Origin of the sequence: Endozoicomonas sp. Mp262 (assembly GCF_025643335.1) — a bacterium.
Classification (GTDB): Bacteria; Pseudomonadota; Gammaproteobacteria; order Pseudomonadales; family Endozoicomonadaceae; genus Endonucleibacter.
Map to the genome: position 1 here is coordinate 1,183,774 of NZ_CP092489.1, position 23,102 is coordinate 1,206,875.

19 protein-coding genes are annotated in these 23,102 nt (G+C 46.8%); 13 read left to right on the plus strand and 6 right to left on the minus strand.

All coding sequences use genetic code 11. The annotated features are described in order from the left end of the window. Window positions 1-12 precede the first annotated feature (12 nt). The 8 genes from atpB to MJ595_RS05250 all read left to right on the plus strand — a co-directional run bounded on the left by atpB (window position 13) and on the right by MJ595_RS05250 (window position 6,994). Window positions 13-888: a F0F1 ATP synthase subunit A gene (gene atpB / locus MJ595_RS05215; RefSeq protein ID WP_263081417.1), complete on the plus strand. Its 876-nt coding sequence runs from the start codon at window positions 13-15 to the stop codon at window positions 886-888. Between the two features lie 144 nt (window positions 889-1,032). After that, the gene (atpE, locus tag MJ595_RS05220) at window positions 1,033-1,287 is read left to right on the plus strand and encodes a F0F1 ATP synthase subunit C (RefSeq protein ID WP_263081418.1); all 255 of its coding nucleotides are present in this window, start codon (window positions 1,033-1,035) and stop codon (window positions 1,285-1,287) included. A 123-nt stretch (window positions 1,288-1,410) separates the two neighbouring features. Then, on the plus strand, window positions 1,411-1,881 hold the full coding sequence (locus tag MJ595_RS05225) for a F0F1 ATP synthase subunit B (RefSeq protein WP_263081419.1): 471 nt from the start codon (window positions 1,411-1,413) through the stop codon (window positions 1,879-1,881). 12 nt (window positions 1,882-1,893) lie between these two features. Then, a complete protein-coding gene (locus MJ595_RS05230) occupies window positions 1,894-2,427 on the plus strand; it encodes a F0F1 ATP synthase subunit delta (protein WP_263081420.1) in 534 nt (177 codons plus the stop codon). 88 nt (window positions 2,428-2,515) lie between these two features. Continuing rightward, the gene (gene atpA / locus MJ595_RS05235; RefSeq protein WP_263081421.1) at window positions 2,516-4,060 is read left to right on the plus strand and encodes a F0F1 ATP synthase subunit alpha; all 1,545 of its coding nucleotides are present in this window, start codon (window positions 2,516-2,518) and stop codon (window positions 4,058-4,060) included. A 69-nt stretch (window positions 4,061-4,129) separates the two neighbouring features. Beyond that, window positions 4,130-4,990 (plus strand): F0F1 ATP synthase subunit gamma, encoded by an 861-nt coding sequence (atpG, locus tag MJ595_RS05240; RefSeq protein WP_263081422.1) that lies wholly within the window; start codon window positions 4,130-4,132, stop codon window positions 4,988-4,990. 99 nt (window positions 4,991-5,089) lie between these two features. Continuing rightward, a complete protein-coding gene (gene atpD / locus MJ595_RS05245) occupies window positions 5,090-6,466 on the plus strand; it encodes a F0F1 ATP synthase subunit beta (protein WP_263081423.1) in 1,377 nt (458 codons plus the stop codon). Between the two features lie 102 nt (window positions 6,467-6,568). Then, window positions 6,569-6,994 carry a F0F1 ATP synthase subunit epsilon gene (locus tag MJ595_RS05250; RefSeq protein ID WP_263081424.1) on the plus strand — a complete coding sequence of 142 codons (426 nt, stop codon included), beginning with the start codon at window positions 6,569-6,571 and terminating at the stop codon, window positions 6,992-6,994. Between the two features lie 66 nt (window positions 6,995-7,060). Here the strand turns inward: MJ595_RS05250 and mnmG are convergent, their stop codons facing one another. Continuing rightward, entirely contained in the window at window positions 7,061-8,947 is a 1,887-nt protein-coding gene (gene mnmG, locus MJ595_RS05255) for a tRNA uridine-5-carboxymethylaminomethyl(34) synthesis enzyme MnmG (RefSeq protein WP_263322462.1), read from the minus strand. 696 nt (window positions 8,948-9,643) lie between these two features. Here mnmG and MJ595_RS05260 point away from each other — a divergent pair. After that, window positions 9,644-11,119, plus strand: coding sequence for a hypothetical protein (locus MJ595_RS05260; RefSeq protein WP_263078329.1), 1,476 nt, complete (start codon window positions 9,644-9,646; stop codon window positions 11,117-11,119). Window positions 11,120-11,639: 520 nt separating this feature from the next. On the opposite strand, the gene mnmE is transcribed toward MJ595_RS05260, so the two are convergent. The 5 genes from mnmE to rpmH form a co-directional block, all read right to left on the minus strand. Beyond that, a complete protein-coding gene (mnmE, locus tag MJ595_RS05265) occupies window positions 11,640-13,016 on the minus strand; it encodes a tRNA uridine-5-carboxymethylaminomethyl(34) synthesis GTPase MnmE (RefSeq protein ID WP_263081425.1) in 1,377 nt (458 codons plus the stop codon). A 135-nt stretch (window positions 13,017-13,151) separates the two neighbouring features. Further along, window positions 13,152-14,828, minus strand: a complete 1,677-nt coding sequence (gene yidC / locus MJ595_RS05270; protein ID WP_263081426.1) for a membrane protein insertase YidC — start codon at window positions 14,826-14,828, stop codon at window positions 13,152-13,154. Further along, entirely contained in the window at window positions 14,804-15,130 is a 327-nt protein-coding gene (gene yidD, locus MJ595_RS05275) for a membrane protein insertion efficiency factor YidD (protein ID WP_263081427.1), read from the minus strand. The genes yidC and yidD overlap by 25 nt, the downstream gene beginning before the upstream one ends. Before the next feature lie 195 nt (window positions 15,131-15,325). Continuing rightward, window positions 15,326-15,697 (minus strand): ribonuclease P protein component, encoded by a 372-nt coding sequence (gene rnpA, locus MJ595_RS05280; protein WP_263081428.1) that lies wholly within the window; start codon window positions 15,695-15,697, stop codon window positions 15,326-15,328. A gap of 17 nt (window positions 15,698-15,714) precedes the next feature. After that, entirely contained in the window at window positions 15,715-15,849 is a 135-nt protein-coding gene (gene rpmH / locus MJ595_RS05285; protein WP_263081429.1) for a 50S ribosomal protein L34, read from the minus strand. A 769-nt stretch (window positions 15,850-16,618) separates the two neighbouring features. Here rpmH and dnaA point away from each other — a divergent pair. The 4 genes from dnaA to gyrB all read left to right on the plus strand — a co-directional run bounded on the left by dnaA (window position 16,619) and on the right by gyrB (window position 23,098). Beyond that, on the plus strand, window positions 16,619-18,172 hold the full coding sequence (gene dnaA / locus MJ595_RS05290; protein WP_263081430.1) for a chromosomal replication initiator protein DnaA: 1,554 nt from the start codon (window positions 16,619-16,621) through the stop codon (window positions 18,170-18,172). 79 nt (window positions 18,173-18,251) lie between these two features. Beyond that, window positions 18,252-19,358, plus strand: a complete 1,107-nt coding sequence (gene dnaN, locus MJ595_RS05295) for a DNA polymerase III subunit beta (RefSeq protein WP_263081431.1) — start codon at window positions 18,252-18,254, stop codon at window positions 19,356-19,358. 187 nt (window positions 19,359-19,545) lie between these two features. Beyond that, on the plus strand, window positions 19,546-20,691 hold the full coding sequence (recF, locus tag MJ595_RS05300; RefSeq protein WP_263081432.1) for a DNA replication/repair protein RecF: 1,146 nt from the start codon (window positions 19,546-19,548) through the stop codon (window positions 20,689-20,691). Further along, the gene (gyrB, locus tag MJ595_RS05305; RefSeq protein WP_263081433.1) at window positions 20,684-23,098 is read left to right on the plus strand and encodes a DNA topoisomerase (ATP-hydrolyzing) subunit B; all 2,415 of its coding nucleotides are present in this window, start codon (window positions 20,684-20,686) and stop codon (window positions 23,096-23,098) included. Before recF ends, gyrB begins: the two co-directional genes overlap by 8 nt. The last annotated feature ends 4 nt before the right edge of the window (window positions 23,099-23,102 follow it).

Sequence of the window (23,102 nt, forward strand, 5' to 3'; positions counted from 1 at the left end):
ACAGGAAAAGCCATGGCAAGCGAAAATCTGACTGCATCTGAATATATCGTGCATCACTTGCAGAACCTGACGTTCGGCAAGCTGCCTGCAGGATTCGAGAGATACGATGGTTCAGTGCTAACTGACCCGATTTGGACTATAGCCCATGGCAGTGCGGAAGCTAAAGCCATGGGATTCTGGGCCTTCCACCTGGATAGCCTGTTCTGGTCGGTATTTCTCGGACTGGTGTTTATTGTTTTGTTCCGTTCGGTAGCCAAAAAGGCAACCAGTGGTGTTCCCGGTGGCTTGCAAAATGCCATCGAGAGTGTCGTGGAATTCGTTGACGGCAGCGTCAAGGATACATTCCATGGTAAGAATCCACTGATAGCCCCTCTGGCTCTGACTATTTTTGTGTGGGTGTTCTTTATGAACCTTATGGATCTGGTTCCAGTTGACTGGATTCCAGGCCTTGCAGGTGCCGCAGGGATCCCCCACATGAAAATAGTTCCGAGTACCGATCCGAACATAACACTGGGCATGTCTCTTACTGTGTTCGCGTTAATTATATTTTACTCGATCAAGGTAAAAGGCATTGGTGGATTTATCGGAGAGTTAACACTGCATCCATTTAACAGCCCTAACAAGGCTGTGCAGGCTCTGTTGATCCCCGTAAACTTCCTGCTGGAATCCGTTACCCTGCTGGCCAAGCCAATTTCTTTGGCCTTGCGTTTGTTTGGTAACCTCTATGCGGGTGAGCTGATCTTCATCCTTATAGCCATGGTAGGGTATTTCCAATTACCTCTGCACTTTGGCTGGGCGGTGTTCCATATTCTGGTTATTACTTTGCAGGCATTCATTTTTATGATGCTGACCATTGTATACCTGAGTCTGGCCCATGAAGATCACTAGGGACCATGAAGTTGTAGGGCTTATACCTGAAAATATAAGTCCTGCGTTTCCCTGGAGTTCATTCCAGGCCCTTATTATATGACCATAGTTGTTTACAACTTTTTCTGATTTATCACACAAGACGACATACTCGGGAGAGGAAATATGGATTTGGTAGTTGGTCTGACCGCTGTTGCAGTTGCTCTGCTAATTGGTTTTGGTGCCCTGGGTACTGCGATCGGCTTTGGACTGCTGGGTGGTAAATTCCTGGAAGGTGCTGCTCGCCAGCCAGAAATGGTACCTATGCTACAGGTTAAGATGTTCATCGTCGCAGGTCTGCTGGATGCCGTAACCATGATCGGTGTAGGTATTGCACTGTTCTTCACCTTCGCCAACCCATTCCTGGATCTGGTGAAGTAAGGCCGAAGTTAATGAGTAGCCGTGAGCTACGAGCATTGGGAGCTCTTTCGCTCGTAGCCCTAAGCTCGGAGCTTTTGAAACCATTAGCTCGTGTAACCATTAACTGAAGCGAGAGGTGTTGGCGTGAATATTAATGCAACCCTGATCGGTCAGAGCATCGCATTTGCCGTCTTCGTGTGGTTCTGCATGAAGTACGTGTGGCCACCGCTGATGCAGGCTCTGAGCGATCGACAAAAGAAAATTGCCGATGGCCTGGCTGCCGCTGAAAAAGCACAAAAGGATCTTGATCTGGCTCGGGAAAAAGCCAGTGCTCAGCTGCGTGAAGCCCGGGCTCAGGCTCAGGAAATTATTGACCAGGCTAACAAGCGTGCCACCCAAATCATTGACGAGTCTAAAGAACAGGCCCGTGAAGAGGGCGCTCGCCTGAAAGTCGCAGCTGAAGCAGAAATCGAACAGGAAGCCAATCGCGCCCGTGAAGCCCTGCGCTCCCAGGTGGCAGCCCTTGCTGTTGCCGGTGCCGAGAGGATACTTGGCGAACAGCTCAACGAAGCTGCCAACAGCCGACTGGTCGACGACCTGGCCGCTCAGCTGTAAAGGAGTGTTTCCATGGAATTGACCACCTGTGCCCGTCCCTATGCGCGGGCTGCATTTGAACATGCAAAGCAAGCAGGTCAACTCTCTGAGTGGGCTGGCATGCTTTTATTGTGTGCTGATGTTGCCCGCCAAGACAGTGTTGACCTGTTATTAACCAAACCATCGTTAACGGGTGAACAGCAGGCAAATGCTTTTCTTGCCATCTGTGAGGGAAGCCTGAGCAGTGACGTGGAAAATTTTATCCGTGTTCTTTCAGAGAACCGGCGAATTCCACTTCTGCCAGAAATTCACTCACTGTTTGAGCAATTAAAAGCAGAGGAAGAGCGCTCCCAGGATGTGAGTGTCACCTCAGCCTTTCCGTTGTCTGAAGATCAGCTGAGTATTTTGGCGAAAAAAGTAGAAACTCGCCTGGGACGCAGTGTCAAACTAAATACCCAGGTAGACAAAGATCTGATCGGCGGTGTCATTATCAAGGCGGGTGACCTGGTCATAGATGGTAGCCTCCGGGCCCGGCTGACAAAGCTGGCCGATGCGATGATTTCCTGAGTACAAACAGCCATGCGCCAAGAAAATACGGAGCGTGTACCAACAACAATGACATCTGTATTTTCAAGGTAAACTGGGCAGGTAAGCTATGCAGCAACTGAATCCTTCCGAGATCAGCGACATCATCAAGACTCGTATTGAGCAACTTGATATGTCCAGTGAAGCCCAAAATGAGGGCACCATCGTCAGTGTTACTGACGGTATTGTTCGTATACATGGCCTGGCAGATGTCATGTATGGGGAAATGATTAAATTCCCTGGCGGTGTATACGGTATGGCACTGAACCTGGAGCAAGACTCCGTTGGTGCTGTAGTATTAGGCGACTACGGTCATCTTGCAGAAGGCCAGACCGTACAATGTACTGGCCGAATTCTGGAAGTACCGGTTGGCCCTGAACTTCTGGGCCGCGTCGTGGACCCATTGGGCAACCCTATTGATGGAAAAGGCCCAATCGAGAGCGCTGAAACCTCTCCTATTGAAAAAGTAGCGCCGGGAGTAATTGCCCGTCAGTCCGTAGATGAACCGGTTCAAACCGGTTATAAGTCTGTGGACTCCATGGTTCCTATCGGTCGTGGCCAGCGAGAGCTGATCATCGGCGACCGTCAGACCGGTAAGAGTGCGCTAGCTATTGATGCCATCATCAACCAGAAAAGCTCTGGTATTAAGTGTATCTATGTTGCCATTGGACAAAAGCAGTCGTCTATTGCGGGCGTTGTTCGCAAGCTTGAAGAACATGGCGCCATGGATCACACCATTGTAGTAGCAGCCGGTGCCGCAGATCCTGCCGCTATGCAATATCTGGCTCCTTTTGCCGGTTGTTCCATGGGAGAGTACTTCCGTGACCGTGGCGAAGATGCGCTTATCATTTATGATGACCTGACCAAGCAGGCATGGGCTTATCGTCAGATTTCCCTGTTGCTGCGTCGTCCACCCGGTCGTGAAGCCTATCCTGGCGATGTCTTCTATTTGCACTCCCGTCTGCTTGAACGTGCTGCCCGTGTTAATGCGGATCATGTGGAAAAGCTGACCAATGGTGCGGTAAAAGGCCAGACAGGCTCATTAACAGCACTGCCGATCATCGAAACCCAGGCGGGTGACGTATCTGCATTCGTACCCACCAACGTAATCTCCATTACCGATGGTCAGATATTCCTGGAAACAGACCTGTTTAATGCGGGTATCCGCCCGGCAATGAACGCCGGTATTTCTGTATCCCGGGTAGGTGGTGCAGCGCAGACCAAGATCATCAAGAAGCTCGGTGGGGGTATTCGTCTCGCCCTGGCTCAGTACCGTGAACTCCAGGCATTTGCCCAGTTTGCGTCAGACCTTGATGAGGCCACTCGTAAACAGCTTGAGCATGGTGTTCGGGTAACCGAGCTGATGAAGCAGAAACAGTACGCACCTCTCTCTGTAGCAGAAATGGGCGTGGTGATTTATGCGGCTGAAAAAGGGTATCTGGAAGATGTGGAGCTGAAGAAGATTGGTGACTTTGAGGCTGCCCTGCTGAGTTTTGCCAATGCCGAGTATTCTGAGCTGATGGCCCAGATTAATAATACCGGTGATTACAATGGCGAAATTGAGGCGAGCCTTAAAGAGCTTATCGAGAAGTTCAAAGCCACCCAGAGCTGGTAAGAAGCAACAAGTCATTCAGCTGCAGGTTTTATTGCTTGCAGCCTGAAGCTTGCAGCTGAGGATTACACTATGGCAGGCGCAAAAGAAATCAGGACGCAGATTGCGTCCATTAAAAGTACTCAAAAAATCACCAATGCCATGGAAATGGTAGCGGCCAGTAAAATGCGCAAAGCCCAGGATCGGATGCAAACCAGCCGACCCTACGCAGAGCGTATTCGCCAGGTAGTTGGTCATGTTGCCCATGCCAACGCTGAGTACAAACACACCTTTATGACTGAACGGGACGTCAAACGGGTCGGTTTTATTGTTGTTGCTACCGACCGGGGGCTTTGTGGTGGTTTGAATATCAATCTGTTCAAACAAACCATTGAAAGCATGTCGGCCTGGCGGAATAAGGGTGCTGAAATCGATCTTTGCCTGATTGGCAGCAAGGCTGTTTCTTTTTTCCGCAATTACGGTGGAAATGTGGTTGCAGCCATGACCCAAATTGGTGATACCCCAAATATTGCCGACCTGATCGGTGGGGTAAAAGTCATGCTGGACAGCTATGAAAAGGGACGAATTGATCGTCTGTTTGTGGTTCACAACGAATTTATCAATACCATGACCCAGAAGCCGCTGGTACAGCAACTTCTGCCACTGGTACCTGATGAAGATGAATCACTGAATAAGCCCTGGGACTATATTTACGAACCCGATGCCAAACAGCTATTGGATGGTCTGTTGGTCCGTTATATCGAGTCACAGGTGTTTCAGGCAGTGGTAGAAAACAACGCCTGTGAACAGGCGGCAAGAATGGTTGCCATGAAGAGTGCAACCGATAACGCCGGCAACCTGATTGATGATTTGCAGCTGGTCTACAACAAGGCCCGTCAGGCTGCTATTACCCAGGAACTTTCTGAAATCGTCGGTGGCGCAGCAGCTGTATAAGCCTGCTATGGAAAAAAACAGACCATCCTGAATTGTAACAATGGATTCCGGAGGTTGTTTGAAAGCCACAAAAAACAAGGGTGAGGAAAAGGCAAGGCTATGAGTAGCGGTCGTATCGTCCAAATTATCGGCGCTGTCATCGACGTCGAATTTCCCCGGGACAATGTCCCTAAAGTCTATGACGCGTTAAGCGTTGAAGATAAGGACCTGGTACTCGAAGTCCAGCAACAGCTGGGTGATGGTATCGTCCGTTCTATTGCCATGGGCTCTACTGAAGGTGTCGCCCGTGGTCTTAAGACCATCAATACCGGCAAACCCATTCAGGTTCCAGTAGGTACTAAAACCCTGGGCCGGATTATGGATGTACTGGGTCAGCCCATTGATGAAAAAGGCCCTATCGGTGAGGAAGAGCGCGCCTCTATCCATCGTAAGCCACCCAGCTATGCGGAACAGTCAGCCAGTAACGAACTGCTGGAAACCGGCATCAAAGTTATCGACCTGGTGGCTCCCTTCGCCAAGGGAGGTAAGGTAGGTCTGTTCGGTGGTGCCGGTGTAGGTAAAACCGTAAACATGATGGAGTTGATCCGGAATATTGCCATTGAGCACTCCGGTTTCTCTGTTTTCGCCGGGGTGGGTGAACGTACCCGTGAAGGGAACGACTTCTACCACGAGATGCAGGACTCCAACGTACTGGATAAGGTATCCCTGGTTTACGGTCAGATGAATGAACCACCAGGAAACCGTCTGCGTGTAGCACTGACGGGCCTGACCATGGCGGAAAAATTCCGTGATGAAGGTCGTGACGTACTGTTGTTTATCGACAACATCTACCGTTATACCCTGGCGGGAACAGAAGTATCTGCACTATTGGGTCGTATGCCATCAGCGGTAGGTTATCAGCCAACACTGGCAGAGGAGATGGGGGTACTGCAGGAACGGATTACTTCCACCAAGAAGGGCTCCATCACATCCATTCAGGCCGTATATGTACCTGCGGATGACTTGACTGACCCCTCTCCTGCAACTACCTTCTCACACCTGGATGCTACTGTCGTATTGAGCCGTGATATCGCTGCCAAGGGTATCTATCCTGCGGTTGACCCTCTGGACTCCACCTCCCGCCAGCTGGACCCATTGGTGATTGGTCAGGAACACTACGAAGTGGCTCGTGGTGTTCAGACAGTGTTACAGCGTTATAAAGAGCTGAAGGATATCATTGCTATTCTTGGTATGGACGAGCTGTCTGAAGAAGACAAGCAGACAGTATCCCGTGCCCGTAAGATTGAGCGATTCCTGTCCCAGGCATTCTTTGTTGCGGAAGTCTTTACCGGTTCCCCAGGTAAGTATGTCCCACTTAAAGATACCATTCGTGGCTTTAAGGGCATTCTGGAAGGTGAATACGATAACCTTCCTGAACAGGCTTTCTATATGGTTGGCTCCATTGATGAAGCAGTAGAAAAAGCCAAAACCCTTTAACCATCTGACCTTCCTACTTACGACAGTGTACTGCTGGTTTACAGTGTTAACCACTTGCCAGCAGAGCACGTTGATAGGAAGCCAGAAGGAGTAAACGAGACTATGGCAATGACAGTACATTGTGACATTGTCAGCGCCGAGAAGGAGATCTTCTCAGGGCTGGTAGAAATGGTAATCGCCACCGGCACTTTAGGGGATCTGGGTGTTGCTCCTGGTCATGCCCCATTACTCACAGAGCTCAGACCTGGCCCCATTCGTCTGACCACTCAGGGTGGTGCTGAAGAGGTGTTTTACATCTCAGGTGGTTTTTTGGAAATTCAGCCTAGCCAGATCAAGGTACTTGCGGATACAGCGCTTCGTGCTGATGATATGGATGAAGCGGCAGCACAGGAAGCCAAGCGTCAAGCTGAGCAGCAGCTATCCAATCAGAGCGGTGAATTTGATTATTCCCGTGCAGCGACCCAGCTGGCTGAAGCCGCTGCCCAGCTCAGAACCTTGCAGGCTATTCGTAAAAAACTGGGCAAATAACACTATGAAAATAAAAACGCGCTTTCGCGCGTTTTTATTTTTAATACTGAAGTTAACTTCAGTCTATCACGCGACCATCGACTTCTTTTTTAAATGAATAAGCAATAATGATACTGCCGCTGGCGTCATCCCCTGAATTCTGGATGCCCGACCCAACGTTTCCGGTTTATGCTCCAACAGCTTCTGCCGTATCTCATTGGATAACCCCTTGATCTTTTTAAAATCCAGGTCCTCAGGAATACGGGTATTTTCATACCGTCTTAGTCGTTCAATTTCATCTGTCTGCCGATCAATATATCCCTGATACTTTGTCTGGATCTCCACCTGCTCAGTAACCTGCGGATTAGTCTCAGGCTCTCCGGAAAGCCCGGCAATATCGGAATACTTCATTTCAGGCCGCCGGAGCAATTCAAGCAAACTATACTCCCGGCTAATAGGGTTCGTCAGTTTTGCTTCTATTTTTCTGGTGGCCTCAGAGTTCGGCTGAATATAGGTTGAACGCAGGCGTGCCGCTTCTTTTTCAATACGTTCTTTTTTATCACAGAAAGCCGCCCAACGTTTATCGCCTACCAGCCCCAGCTCCCGACCTTTTTCGGTGAGACGAAGATCCGCATTGTCTTCCCTGAGAATCAACCGGTATTCTGCCCGGCTGGTAAACATCCGGTAGGGTTCACTGGTTCCATTGGTAATCAGGTCATCCACCAGTACACCGATGTAAGCCTCATCCCGTCGTGGGCACCAGCTCTCTTTATCCTGGGCACGTAAAGCCGCATTAAGGCCCGCCAACAGTCCCTGAGCTGCCGCTTCTTCATAACCGGTGGTGCCATTGATTTGCCCGGCAAAGAACAAACCGCCAATCGCTTTAGTTTCCAGTGAGTAGTGCAAATCCCTGGGATCAAAGTAGTCATACTCTATGGCATAACCCGGACGGGTAATATGGGCATTCTCCAGCCCCCGGATAGATCGGACCAGATTAATTTGTACATCAAAGGGAAGACTGGTGGAAATGCCATTAGGATAAAGCTCATGAGTGCTTAGCCCTTCCGGCTCCAGAAATATCTGATGGGAAGCCTTGTCAGCAAACCGTGTGATTTTATCCTCAATGGATGGACAATAGCGTGGCCCAACCCCTTCAATCACGCCAGTAAACATGGGAGAGCGGTTCAGACCGCCTCTGATAAGCTCATGGGTGGATTCATTGGTATGGGTAATATGGCAGCATACCTGTTCAGGATGATCCGTCACAGAGCCCATATAGGACATCACTGGGATCGGTGTATCCCCGGGCTGTAATTCCATTACGGAAAAATCCACAGAGCGGGCATCAATTCGTGGTGGCGTACCTGTCTTAAGACGTTCTACCCGGAGAGGAAGGGATCTTAGTCGCTCAGCCAGGGCAATGGAAGGGGGATCACCGACACGGCCGCCGCTGTGATTATCCAGTCCTATATGTATTTTGCCTCCCAGGAAAGTACCTGCGGTTAATACTACATTAGGGGCAAGAAACCTGACCCCCATATTAGTCACCACACCACGAACCTGGTTATGGACAGAACCTTCCCCCAGAATCAGATCATCCGCTGACTGCTGAAATATCCACAGATTCTCCTGGTTTTCCAGGATAGTACGGATAGCCGCTTTATACAGAGACCGATCCGCCTGAGCCCTGGTTGCCCTGACAGCCGGTCCCTTTCTGGCATTCAGTACCCGAAACTGAATTCCCCCTTTGTCAGTAGCCAGAGCCATGGCTCCACCCAGTGCATCCACCTCTTTAACCAGATGACTCTTGCCGATCCCCCCGATGGCAGGGTTACAGGACATCATCCCCAGAGTTTCAATATTATGGGTTAGTAACAGGGTTTTAACCCCCATACGAGCTGATGCAAGAGCCGCCTCTGTTCCAGCATGCCCTCCCCCAATCACAATGACATCAAACCGGGTCGGAAAATCCACTGCCAAATCAATCACCTGACGCGCTGTAAAAAAGGCAGAAGTATAACACTCCTGTATAAATTAGCAGGCGTCACTATTCACAAATTCATGGTTACAAGTCGTTCTGATCTGGGTAATCGCCGAAATAGTCATTTGTCAGAAATAAAATATATATTTCTCTTTTAAGTATGTAGTATTGTTTTTGTTATTGATATTAAAGACCGCCTTTTCTGTGGATAACTGATTTATTCACAACTAAATCAGCAAATTATCGAAAGGATAATGGTGTTTGCTGTTTACGTATAAGCATTGATTTTTCTGTGTCTGACTTGTGGAAAAATCACGAGATATCCACACAAAAATTTATTATCATTTTATCCACAAAGTTCCCGTAGGTTTTTATACATGCTTTTCCACACAATCAAAAATGATGCATTTATATAATTATTTAATATTAATCAAGCTATTAGATTAGAATAGGAATAAATGGCTTTTAATGTTATCCACAGCACTTTTCTTAAAGAAAGTTAAAATTCAATGGAATATTAAAAATCTATAAATAATTACTCTTATTTATATAAATACGCTTTCTTAAATCCTGAATTTTCCGGATGGGTGAAAGTCTCAAATTGACCGAGCTTCTTCAGCTTGCCAACCGGGGAAAGTAGTAGGCAGCTATTTTTTCAATGCTTAAACAGAAGGCAGCCAATCACAGGTATGATGTTGATAGCACACAACACCTTGCCAGTGAGAGGCCGCCCCATGGAAGTATGTCAGCTACGGACTGAAGCCGCCACCATTTCTTGTGATGCGATTCAACGGTTAGGCCACCAATTGCAGGCTCTGCGAGAGTCTGGCAATCCTATCAGGCACTTTGAAGAGTTTGAGCAGACCGTTAATGCTCTCTTTAATCAAGCTCAGCAAGATTTTTTAGCAGAGGCGCTGGCTGAGCTTGATATTGATACCCCAGCTATTGAGGTCAGCGGGATCACTTATAAGCAGGTGTTGCGCAGTTATAAAACCTACCAGACAGCGGTTGGTTCAGTCCGGGTTATGCGAACACTTTACCGTAACGGCAAAGAGCCGTGTATCGTGCCCATGGAGTTGAAAGCCGGGATCGTGGAAGGCTTCTGGACGCCTCGGGCTGCAAAGCAAGCTGCCTGGGTTGTTGCTCAAATGTCTCCCGGTGAAGCAAAAAGCCTCCTTGATCTCATGGGAGGTATGTCTCCCTCAGAAAGCAGTCTTGCTCGTTTCCCCAGGCAATTTAATACTCAGTGGGAACAGCACCGTGAGCCTTTTGAAGAGATGCTTATTGAGAAACTTAACGTGCCCACCAATGCGGTCACAGTAGCCGCCTCCCTGGATGGCGTTATGCTGCCCATGAAAGATGGCAAACGAGTAGAAAAGCGAGCCAGGAGCGCTTCTGAAGGCAAACGGACTCAAGGGCCAACAGGTTGCAAGGAGGCCAGTTGCGGAACTTTGTCGTTTTACGATCAACAGGGGGAGCGTTTATCAACAGTCCGCATAGGACGAATGCCAGAAACTAAAAAACTCACACTCAAGCAGTCTTTGTCAGCACTATTGCAAGAAGCGTTGCGACAAAAGCCACAGCTGTCACTGGTCAAAGTCGCTGATGGCGCCAAGGACAACTGGTCATACCTTTCCCGGGAACTACCAGCGGGTGTTGAGGTTATTGATTACTACCACGCAGCCGATCACCTGAAGAAAGCATTTGACCAGGCTTATGGAGAAAACAGCATCAAGTCCAAAGAAAAGTTTGTCACTTACCGACACGTCCTCAAAGAGGAACTTGATGGGGTTGAGCGCATTATTAAAGCCCTGGCTTATCAGCATAAAAAGCATCCGCGCCGCTCAAAATTAAAGACCGAGCTGGAGTATTTCAGAAAAAATCGCCAGCGTATGCGCTATGCTGAACACTTGTCGAATAACCTTCCGATCGGCTCTGGTGTGGTAGAGGCAGCCTGTAAAACCTTGGTTACCCAGCGGATGAAGTGCTCAGGTATGCGCTGGAGAAATCCGGGTGGTCAGGGCATATTGACGCTTCGGTCATTAGTTCAGAGCCACTGGTTTGAAAATGGCTGGAAGTTATTTGCTGCAACTTATTGCGAGAAAGTCACCAAGGCTGCTACAAGCAATGTCATACCATTCCCTGAGAAAGGTGGCAGTGTTTAGTTGTGGTCAATATGAGACTTTCACCCTTCCGGATTATACTTGTCTCCTGATTATTGCAAGGAGTTACAATGCAGTGCTGATGGGCAGTGTAAGCACAATAACGTAAACATAGCTAGGCTATGCAACTGGTATGATCGCTCTCCATAGATCAAATAAAACACCATCAACTCAACTGTATTTCATAAATACATCATGCATAGAAAATATCCATTCAATTAAACGTCCCGGTTAAGAGTATTATTATAAATACGTCAATTGTTTAATAAACAGTGTTTATATATTTTTATAAAATAATAAATTATTATTACTATAGTTATATAGCATATTTAATACCGTTAAATTAAACAGTAATTGCCGCTTAACACTAATAAAAACTAAATCGTCGTGCAATTTAGTGCGACCTGTGGATAAAATTAATATTTAAATAATGACTTTAACGATTAGAAAATAAATTCGATAAAAAAAACTGTTGATAACTATGCAAAGGGAAAAATCCCTTTGCATAGTTATCAACAACAACCTATTTTCCTATACAGAACGATGAGAAAATTCTTCCTAATAAATCATCACTACTAAACTCTCCGGTGATTTCCCCCAAGGCCTTTTGGGCATGACGCAAATCTTCAGCCAGAAGTTCCCCTGCTCCCATGCACTCCAGTTGCATCTGGCCATTTTCCAGAATATCCCTTGCCCGGTGTAAAGCATCAAGGTGCCTTCTGCGAGCAGAAAATCCACCTTCCAAAGCACCTTCAAAGCCCATACATTGTTTCAAGTGTTCCTTCAGCCTATCCAAGCCACTCTCTTCAGCCGCGCTTAGCTTAAATACAGGAACCCCGTTCTCCACAACATCTGTGGGCTTCTCTCCCGTTAAATCAATTTTATTACGAATAACTGTAAGCTTTGACCGGGATGGCAAGCGGTCAGCAAAATCAGGCCAAATATCATGGGGGGCTGATGAGTCAGTTAATGTCCCATCTGTTATAAGGAGTACTCGGTCAGCGTCTTTTATTTCTTTAAACGCCCGTTCCACTCCAATTTGCTCAACTTTGTCGTCTGTATCCCGTAGGCCGGCTGTATCTATTATGTGAAGTGGCATTCCATCAATATGAATATGCTCTCTTAGTACGTCGCGTGTTGTTCCGGCAATATCCGTGACAATCGCTGTTTCTCTTCCAGCCAGAGCATTCAGGAGGCTTGATTTACCTGCATTTGGTCGTCCAGCGATAACCACCGTCATTCCTTCTCTGAGAATCGCTCCCTGGCTAGCCTCAGCCACTACAGCATCCAAGCTGGCAATCAGGTTGGATAAATCACTGGTCACCTTGCCATCCGCCAGAAAATCTATCTCTTCCTCAGGAAAGTCGATGGCTGCCTCAACATAAATTCTCAACTGTATAAGGGCTTCTACCAATGTATTGACACGTTTGGAAAATGCCCCCTGTAAGGAACGAAGTGCTGAACGGGCAGCTTGCTCTGATGTGCTATCAATAAGGTCGGCAATGGCTTCTGCCTGGGTTAAATCCATTTTGTCATTAAGAAACGCCCGTTCCGAGAATTCTCCCGGATTTGCCTGTCGCACCCCAAGGGCCAGTATCCTCCTCAGCAGCAAATCCATCACCACGGGGCCGCCATGTCCCTGTAGCTCCAGAACATCTTCTCCAGTAAATGAGTTAGGCCCCGGGAAAAGCAGTGCAATCCCCTCATCCAGGGTTTCCCCTTCATGCCCATGAAAGACACCGTAGTGTGCATAACGAGGCTTCAGAGGCACCCTGAGGACTTCCTCAGCCACTTTTATAGCATCAGGGCCAGATACCCGGATAATACCAACTCCACCCCTTCCCGGAGCAGTAGCCTGAGCAGCAATAGTATCCTTATGAATAGCGGTGAAATCGGTCATGAGCGGATGTTACACAGTATATTTTGAAAATAGCGCCATAGACTACATTATCATTGAGACCTGCGCCATTACTGAAAAGCAGGCAATAAAAAAGCGAGCATTCAGCTCGCTTTTTTATATTGGATCACCGATGGCCTATGCCTTTTTCAGCTCACCACCTGCTTCTATCTTACGGGTAATAAAGTACTGCTGAATAATAGACAGCACGTTATTGGTCACCCAGTACAGAACCAGCCCTGAGGGGAACCACAGGAAGAAGAAAGTAAAGATAACGGGCATCAGCTTCATTACCTTCGCCTGAACAGGATCCGGCGGTGTCGGGTTCAGCAGCTGCTGAGCAAACATGGAGGCACCCATGATCAAAGGCAAGATGAAATAGGGATCCATCTGTGAAAGATCCTGAATCCATCCTAACCAGGGCGCCTGACGCAGTTCAACGGACTCCAGCAATACCCAGTACAGGGAGATAAATACAGGCATTTGCACCAGAATGGGTAAACAACCCCCCATGGGGTTTACCTTTTCCTTCTTGTACAACTCCATCATCGCCTGAGACATCTTCTGGCGATCGTCTCCGTGCTGCTCTTTCAGCGACTGCATCTTTGGTCCCAACTTGCGCATCTTGGCCATGGAACGGAAGCTGGTAGCATTTAGCGGGTAGAAGACACCTTTAACCAGCACGGTCAAAAGAATAATGGACCATCCCCAGTTACCCACAATAGCCTGAATCAGGTGTAGTAACTTGAACAGAGGCTGGGCAAGGAACCATAGAACACCGTAATCTACTGTTAACTGTAAACCGTCAGCTAAAGACTCCAGTTTTTTCTGGAGCTTGGGTCCAGCATAAAGCGTTGCACCCGTTGTCGCTGTTTCTCCCGGAGCAGCTACAAGAGCATCGTCGTAAAAGCCTACAAAATAGTAATTGCCTTCACGGCTTTCATTTGTGAAGTAATTATGGGATGTCTTTTGATCAGGTACCCATGCACTAACAAAGTAATGTTGGAGCATGGCAGCATAGCCCCCGTTGACTCTTTCATCAAATTTCTCTTTTTTGAAATCATCAAAGGGCAATTTATGGTAGGGCTGATCTCCAGAGCGAACGGCTGCACCCAGGTAAGTATTCATGGGAGCATGGGAGTTAGCCTTGCTGGGATCTTGTGAGCCATCACGCTTCAGCTGGGCATAAAACTGATCTCTCCAAACCTGGCCACTATTATTCTTGACCAGATAATCCACTCTGATCTCATAGCTGCCACGCTCAAAGGTGTAGCGTTTGGTAATATCAACATCACCGTCTTTGCGTTGGAGATTAACAACCAGCTGGTTTTGCCCATTGGGCAGCTCATACTGTTGTTTCTCTACGCTGTAGACTGCCCGCTGATTATTGCTATCAGGGCCATCAACCTTAACCAAGGCACTTTGAGCGGTATACACACAGGTTTTATCACCAGAACAGCCTGGCTGATTAACCATCAGCTGGAAAGACTGGGATTTTTCGCCTTCTTTAGGGAGCCACGCCGGATACTCTGGTAGAGAAAGCCCAACAATATCTCCACCGGCCGGATCAATATCCACATCAAAGGTGTCTGTTTTTACCTTGATCAGTTCGGTAGAAGGTTGGGCTATACCATTATCGCTTAGCGGTCCAGTATTAATTGTTGGAATGTCTGATCCGCTATGGGCAGATGTGACAGTCGAAACAACTGTATCACTTGTCGGTCTGACCTGATTATAGTCCTCATTCCACTGTCGTAGTGTGAATACACCAACAATGGCAAGGGCACCTATCAGGAGTGTTCTTTGCAAATCCATGATTTACGGGCCACAGATACGGGTTGATATGTATGATTGTCAGATTGTGTCTGGTGAAGCCCGTCTGGGCGTTCCGGTACTGGATCAAAGCCTCCCGGGTGCCAGGGGTGGCAGCATAATAACCGTTTTACGGTAAGGAAACTGCCCTTCAGCAAACCATGACGATCAAGGGCTTCCAGAGCATAGGCTGAGCAGGTGGGATAAAAGCGACAACGCCCGCCCATCAGCGGACTGATGCAGTAACGATAGAGTTTGATCAGCCCGGTTAACAGGAACCTGGGCACGTTTAAAAGTTTGGCCATAGAGTGCCTGTAATGCCTGAATGTTGTTGTTAACTGCCAGTAAGTTAGGGCCAGATTTGCCAATTTGGCCACTTCCTCAAGTTCAGCTACATGAATAATTCAGTTTTCAGGGTATTATTGGCGCAGAAGGCGCCACCTTCTGCATCAACAGGCTAGTCATATTGGTACTGGAAGAACTTTTAACGGAAGGTCTGCTTAGTGGGAGGCCTTCCAGGCTTCCAGACGCTGACTCAGTTTTAGCCACTGTCTGGCCAGCAATCTGTTCATTTCGCTGTCTTCGAGCTCACCAAAGCCTCTACGAACCAATACAACAACATCAAGATGATCCAGTCTGCTCTGGCTGAGACGAAAGGATTCCCGTATATGTCGTTTGGCACGATTTCGGCTAACAGCATGACGGATATTTTTTTTGGCAACAACAAGACCTAACCTGGGGTTTTCCTGTTTGCCAACTTTTGCAAGTATCAACAGCTGTCTGCACGATACCTTGATATCCGTTCTATCGAAAACCTGTTTGAACTCGGCCGCTGAGCCAAGCCGTTTATCACGGCCAAAAGCAAAACCCACTTTAATCAGCCTAGTAATCAGGCTGTCAGGCGCTTGCGACCTTTAGCACGACGACGCTTGATAACCTGCTGGCCGTTCTTGGTTGCCATGCGTGCGCGGAATCCGTGATCACGCTTGCGCTTCAGGTTGCTTGGCTGAAAAGTTCTCTTCATGACTATTACCGTCTTTTACGTGGTTACAAAAGATAGGCATTCTAAGAAATTGGCAGATTAGCGTCAATTTGCATTTGTCAAGATTGTCCACAGTTAGGGGTAAGACCTTTTATTTTAGTTACAGTCCAGTATTGGTTTTAGTAAAGAATACCCTGTTTAACCCTGTGAATAAGACTAAATGATAAAATCAATCTTTGCTGTAAAAATATTTTGCTTCTGTGTTTTCCATGGACTTGGGTAGGGCAAAATACAATATGTTTTTTTTACTATGGGCATTTGTGAATAAAATAAAAATCTTAGTATATTTGTTTTTTGTTTTGTATATGAAGTTATTATTACTGACCCCTTTATCTGTGGATAACTAGGCTTTTCGCCTGTTGCCCTAAGCCTTGCCCTTGTGTATTAGCTTGTAGAAAAAACGTCACTAACCTGTTGTTCTTTTGGGGATTTTTTGTGTGTAATTCGATACCTTATCCACAGAGGGGGTTTTAACACAGGTTATTAACAGCTAAATACAATGTTTTTCCATAAGATATATACAGGTTTATCCACAACAAGGAAAAAATCTTGAAACACCCATGAAAATTAGCGCTAAGTATTTGTAACTATCTGAATTATATAAGGTATTTTAACTTGTTAAGTGTAATGGGTTAGGGTGTGGATAACTTTATTGAGAAAGGATACAATAAATAGTTTCCCTGCCTATCGAGAAGTCCTTCAGCAGGCAGGCTGACTGACTTCCGCTTCATCCGTATTCAGGAGAAAGCCTGTGCCTCTAGAGCTCTGGCAAAAATGTGTGGACCTTCTTCAGGACGAGCTGTCCTCACAGCAGTTTAATACTTGGATTCGCCCTCTTAAGGTGATGGGGGATGATCATGATCTTTGTCTTTTAGCGCCAAATCGCTTTGTTGCTGACTGGGTAAAGGAAAAATTTCTACCCAGGATCGAGGAGATACTGGAAGATATTTCTGAAGATCATGCTCCAGCTGTCGCCTTGGCGGTTTCAAATAGACGACCAAGATCTCTTAGTAAGCGAACTGCTCCTGTGAACAGAGCTGTTTCTAATAAACCAAAAGCAGAAGTAAAGCCTCTAGAAAAAGCGGCTGTGACTCATGAGTTGGTATCTTCTCTGTCAGTATCCGGTGATACCGCTGGGGAAGCCCCTTCCACCACCGAGAAACCGGTCATTCAAAGGAAAATTAATCCTTTGAAGGAGATTATCGATGGAGACGTTGCTCATGAGACGGTTGAAGAAAGTGAGGCTACTATTCGAGAGGTTGAAGTAGAAGGGTCAATCAAGCATCACAGTTCACTCAATACTCAGTTTACCTTTGAAACATTTGTTGAAGGTAAATCCAACCAACTGGCCCTGGCAGCTGCACGACAGGTGGCTGAAAATCCCGGGGCTGCTTATAACCCATTGTTCCTATATGGCGGTGTAGGACTGGGGAAAACCCACCTTATGCATGCTGTGGGTAACTCTCTGGTTAAACAAAACCGTAACGCCAGAGTTGTTTATTTACATTCTGAGCGCTTTGTTGCTGATATGGTCAAAGCGTTACAGTTAAATGCTATCAATGACTTTAAACGCTATTATCGTTCCGTTGACGCCCTGCTGATTGATGATATTCAGTTTTTCGCCGGTAAAGAGCGTTCCCAGGAAGAGTTTTTCCACACCTTTAATGCGTTGCTTGAAGGGGGTCAGCAAATGATTCTTACCTGCGACCGTTACCCGAAAGAAATCAGTGGTGTTGAGGAGCGTTTGAAATCCCGCTTTGGCTGGGGCCTTACGGTTGCTGTCGAGCCTCCCGAGTTGGAAACCCGCGTTGCTATCTTGATGAAAAAAGCCAGCCAGCAAAAAGTTGAGCTGCCTCATGAAGCGGCCTTTTTTATTGCTCAACGTATTCGTTCCAATGTTCGTGAGCTTGAAGGCGCACTGAAAAGAGTGATAGCAAGTGCTCACTTCATGGGGCGGAAAATTGATATTGACTTGATTAGGGAGTCCCTGAAAGATCTTCTGGCGCTTCAGGATAAGCAGGTGAGTATTGATAATATCCAGAGAACGGTGGCTGAGTATTATAAAATCAAGATTTCCGATATTTTATCCAAGCGGCGCAGTCGTTCAGTGGCAAGACCTCGCCAGATAGCCATGGCTTTGTCTAAAGAGTTAACCAGCCATAGTTTGCCTGAAATAGGTGATGCCTACGGTGGCCGCGATCACACAACAGTGCTTCATGCCTGTCGTAAGGTGAAAGAACTGGTTGATGCTGATACCGAAATCCGCAGTGATTATAAAAATTTATTACGATCATTGACCAGTTAATAGTAGTGGTGCAGGGTTCACTGAACTTGGGGAAGGATATATTTTTTCCTTCCTTATCTAGCAAAGAGAAAGGAAAACGATGAAATTTACCATTAATCGGGAAGCATTGCTCAAGCCTTTGCAGCTGGTAGCTGGAGTCGTTGAGCGCAGACAGACACTCCCTGTATTGTCCAATGTCCTGATGGTGGTGGACGGCAATCAGTTGTCTCTGACAGGAACAGACCTGGAGGTAGAGCTGGTTGGACGTGTCACTTTGGATGATGTGGTTGAAGCAGGTGAGGTGACTGTTCCTGCAAGAAAGTTAATGGATATTTGTAAATCTCTTCCTGAAAATGTCCAGATTGAATTTTCCCAGGATGAGCAGCGGGTCAAGTTAAAAGCAGGTCGTTCCCGTTTCACACTTTCATCTTTGCCTGCTAATGAGTTTCCAAGCATTGAAGAAGAGTCTGGGTCATTAACGTTTACCATTGGCCAGCCTCGACTTCGCAGATTGATTGATCGAACCGGCTTCGCAATGGCGCAGCAGGATGTTCGCTATTACCTTAACGGAATGCTACTGGAGGTGAGCCAAAATAAACTTCGCTCGGTGGCAACAGATGGGCATCGTTTGGCTATGTGTGTGGTTGATGCGGACATTAATCAGCAAGACCGGCATCAGGTGATTGTCCCCAGAAAAGGTATTCTGGAAATGGCCCGTTTGCTCACTGAGGGTGATGAGATGGTTCATATATCCCTGGGAGCTAACCATATCCGGGCTAAAACCGGTGATTTTATGTTTACCTCCAAGCTGGTTGATGGAAAGTTTCCTGACTATGACCGGGTTCTGCCTCGCGGTGGGGATAAGATACTGGTTGGGGATCGTCAGCAGCTTCGACAGGCTTTTCAGCGGGCTTCTATCCTTTCCAACGAGAAGTATCGGGGGATTCGATTAATCCTGTCTGAAGGTCTGCTTAAGGTTATTGCTAACAACCCTGAGCAGGAGGAAGCTGAGGAGGAGTTAAGTCTGGCTTACCACTCCAGTGATATTGAAATAGGATTTAATGTTAGCTACTTGCTGGATGTCCTTTCTGTCTTGTCTGGTGACTCTGTTAAAATCACGCTTTCTGACCCTAATAGCAGTGCACTTTTAGAGGAAGACTCCGATGAAGGTGACTCCACCTATGTTGTTATGCCAATGCGATTATAGGTACTAGGGAACCAGGTGGAGAGAGATAAAGAGCCGTCCTTATGAGATATGCAGCAAGCTCTCTAATAAGAAAAAGCGGCTTTTTAACCTTCTTGATGACCGCATTGATGAACGAATTCACAGGTGGCTTTAAACCCAGGGTGGTTTTTACCGTTAATATGCTAGACTCTCTGGGTTCTTACTATCTATGACGATTCGGCAGCTGACTATTTCTGATCTCAGGAATCTGACATCAGTATCCATTAAACCTTCATCTGAAATTAATATATTTTATGGCCTAAACGGTAGTGGCAAGACCAGTATTTTAGAGGCTATTCATATTCTGGGTCTTGCTCGTTCCTTTCGGACACCTAAAGTTAAATCGGTCGTACAGACAGGTAAGGATAAATATACTATTTTTGGTTTGATGAAGGATTTGCATCGACAGATACCTGTTGGTGTTTCACGAAGCATTCATGAGGATAGTATCCAGATCCGGATCTCTGGTAATGCTATTCGATCCTCGGCAGAGTTAGCCGCCTTACTTCCTTTACAGATAATAAATCCTGATACGTTCAAATTACTGGAAGGTAGCCCGGGTTTGAGAAGGAATTTTCTCGACTGGGGAGTGTTTCACGTGAAACACAAGGATTTTTTACCGGTTTGGAAGCATATGCAGATGGCGCTTAAGCAACGGAACAGCCTTATTCGTCATGGTAGAATATCCGGAAGCGAGCTATCCATTTGGACTCAGGCATTTTCCAAATATGCCTGTCAGGTTGATCAGTTGAGGCAGGCTTATGTTGAGCAGTTGCTGCCCTATTTCTCTAAAGTTCTTCAGGAGCTTTGTAAACTTGATGGGATAAAAATAAATTACTATCGAGGTTGGGATAAAGATCGTGATCTGGATGAAGTGCTAGAAGCTGGTTTATCCAGAGATATTCAATCTGGTTATACATTCTATGGCCCTCAGCGAGCGGACCTGCGAGTTCGTATTGGTAATAGCAATGCCACTGAAATACTCTCTCGTGGACAGTTAAAACTGGTGGTCTGTGCTTTGAAATTGGCACAAGGTTACTTGCTATCAGAAGCTACAGATCAGAAAAGTATATTTCTTGTGGATGATCTCTCATCTGAGCTGGATATTCCACACCGGATGGCGTTATGCCATTTATTGCAGAAAATTGAAAGCCAGGTATTCATTACCTGTGTTGAGAAAAACGCATTAGCTGATTGCTGGTTGCCCGAAACTCACTACAAGATGTTTCACGTGAAACAAGGGCAGGTTGAATTAGTTGAGAACCCTGGGCGGGCGGGTCGCCAGGCTAAATCGTTGGAGATAGAGCATGACTGAGCAGAATTATGATGCATCTAACATCAAGGTATTAAAAGGCCTTGATGCTGTGCGAAAGCGCCCGGGTATGTATATTGGGGATACCGATGATGGTACGGGTCTCCACCATATGGTGTTTGAGGTTGTTGACAACTCTATTGATGAAGCCTTGGCAGGATACTGCGACAAAATCGAGGTTATTATCCACCCGGATGAGTCAATTACCGTCAGGGATAATGGACGCGGGATACCCGTAGATATCCATGAGGAAGAAGGCGTCTCTGCCGCAGAAGTTATTATGACAGTGCTTCATGCGGGCGGAAAATTTGATGATAACACCTACAAAGTCTCTGGTGGCTTGCACGGTGTGGGTGTTTCTGTGGTAAACGCTCTTTCAAAGGAACTGAAGCTGACTATTCGCCGTAAGGGACAGGTTCATCAGCAAATTTATGTTCACGGGGTTCCACAAGAGCCTATGAGTGTGATTGGGGAAACTGAAACCACAGGTACTGAACTGCACTTCAAACCCTCTGAAGAAACATTTTCTAATATCCAGTTTATTTACGAAATCCTTGCCAAGCGTCTGAGAGAGTTATCTTTCCTTAACTCGGGCGTCTACATCAAGCTGATTGATGAGCGCAGTGGGAAAACGGATGATTTTCGTTATGAAGGGGGATTGAGTGCTTTTGTGGAGTATCTTAACCAAAACAAGAGCACTATTAATAAAGTCTTCCACTTCACTATGACCCGGCCTGACGGTATTGGTGTTGAGGTGGCCTTACAATGGAATGATGGTTTTCAGGAAAATATCTTCTGTTTTACCAATAATATTCCCCAGAGGGATGGTGGAACGCACCTTGCCGGTTTTAGAGGGGCTTTGACCAGAAACCTCAATAGTTATATTGAAAAAGAACATATGCTGAAAAAGCAAAAGGTTTCCACATCTGGTGATGATGCGCGGGAAGGTCTTACTGCTATTATTTCGGTTAAGGTTCCTGATCCCAAGTTTTCCTCTCAGACAAAAGATAAGCTAGTGTCTTCTGAAGTGAAAACCGCCGTTGAGCAGGAAATGAGCAAATACTTCTCTGACTTTCTTCTCGAGAACCCTCAGGAAGCCAAGTCTGTTGTGGGTAAAATGCTTGATGCTGCCAGGGCCCGTGAGGCAGCCAGGAAAGCCCGGGAGATGACCCGGCGTAAAGGGGCTCTGGATATTGCCGGATTACCCGGAAAGCTTGCTGATTGTCAGGAAAAAGACCCAGGTTTATCTGAATTATATATAGTGGAGGGTGACTCTGCGGGCGGTTCTGCAAAACAAGGGCGAAACAGAAAGACCCAGGCGATCCTGCCTCTGAAAGGTAAAATTCTTAATGTTGAGAAAGCCCGCTTTGATAAAATGCTATCTTCTGCTGAAGTGGGCACATTGATCACTGCCCTTGGCTGCGGTATTGGTCGTCAGGAGTTTAATATCGACAAACTCCGCTACCACAATATCATTATCATGACTGATGCTGATGTGGATGGCTCCCATATTCGTACGCTGCTGTTAACCTTCTTCTTCCGGCAAATGCCTGAGTTAATTGAACGTGGTTATATTTATATTGCCCAGCCCCCGTTGTATAAAGTGAAAAAAGGTAAGCAAGAGCAATATCTGAAAGATGATGTGGCTCTGGAAGATTACCTGACCCAGTCTGCCCTGGAAAATGCCAGCTTGCACGTGAATGAAAATGCCCCGGGAATTGCTGACTCCCGGCTGGAGAGTATTGTTAAGGATTACCGCAAGGTGATGGGGATTGTGAACCGGCTTTCACGACTTTATCCCAGCGATGTATTGCGGGAAGTGGTTTATATGCCTGTGGTTTCTGAAGATGCCCTCAAAAATGAAAACTTCATGCGGCAGTGGGTTGACCAGCTGGCTGGCCGTGTTGAAGGTTTGAGGCTTTCTGGCTACAGCATGACCTTTGAGGTGGTGGAAGATAAGGAGCACAATGCCTGGCTACCAAAGGTGACTATTGTTGCCCACGGTGTACCTAGCGAGTACCTGTGGGGTATCGATTTCTTTGCATCAGCGGATTATCGCTCTATTGTTGAGCTGGGCGAGCAACTTCAGGATTTGATTGAAGAGGGTGCGTTCATTCAGAAAGGTGAGCGAAAGAAAGAGATCACCAGCTTTGAAGAAGGCCTGAACTGGCTGATGAAGGAATCCACCAAGAGACATAATATCCAGCGTTATAAGGGATTGGGTGAGATGAATCCGGATCAGTTGTGGGAGACCACCATGGATCCTGATACTCGCCGTATGCTGAAAGTAACCATTGAAGATGCTATTGCTGCTGACCAGATCTTCAATACCTTGATGGGGGATCATGTGGAGCCCAGAAGAGACTTTATTGAAAGCAATGCGCTGAAAGTGGCAAACCTGGATATTTAAATTT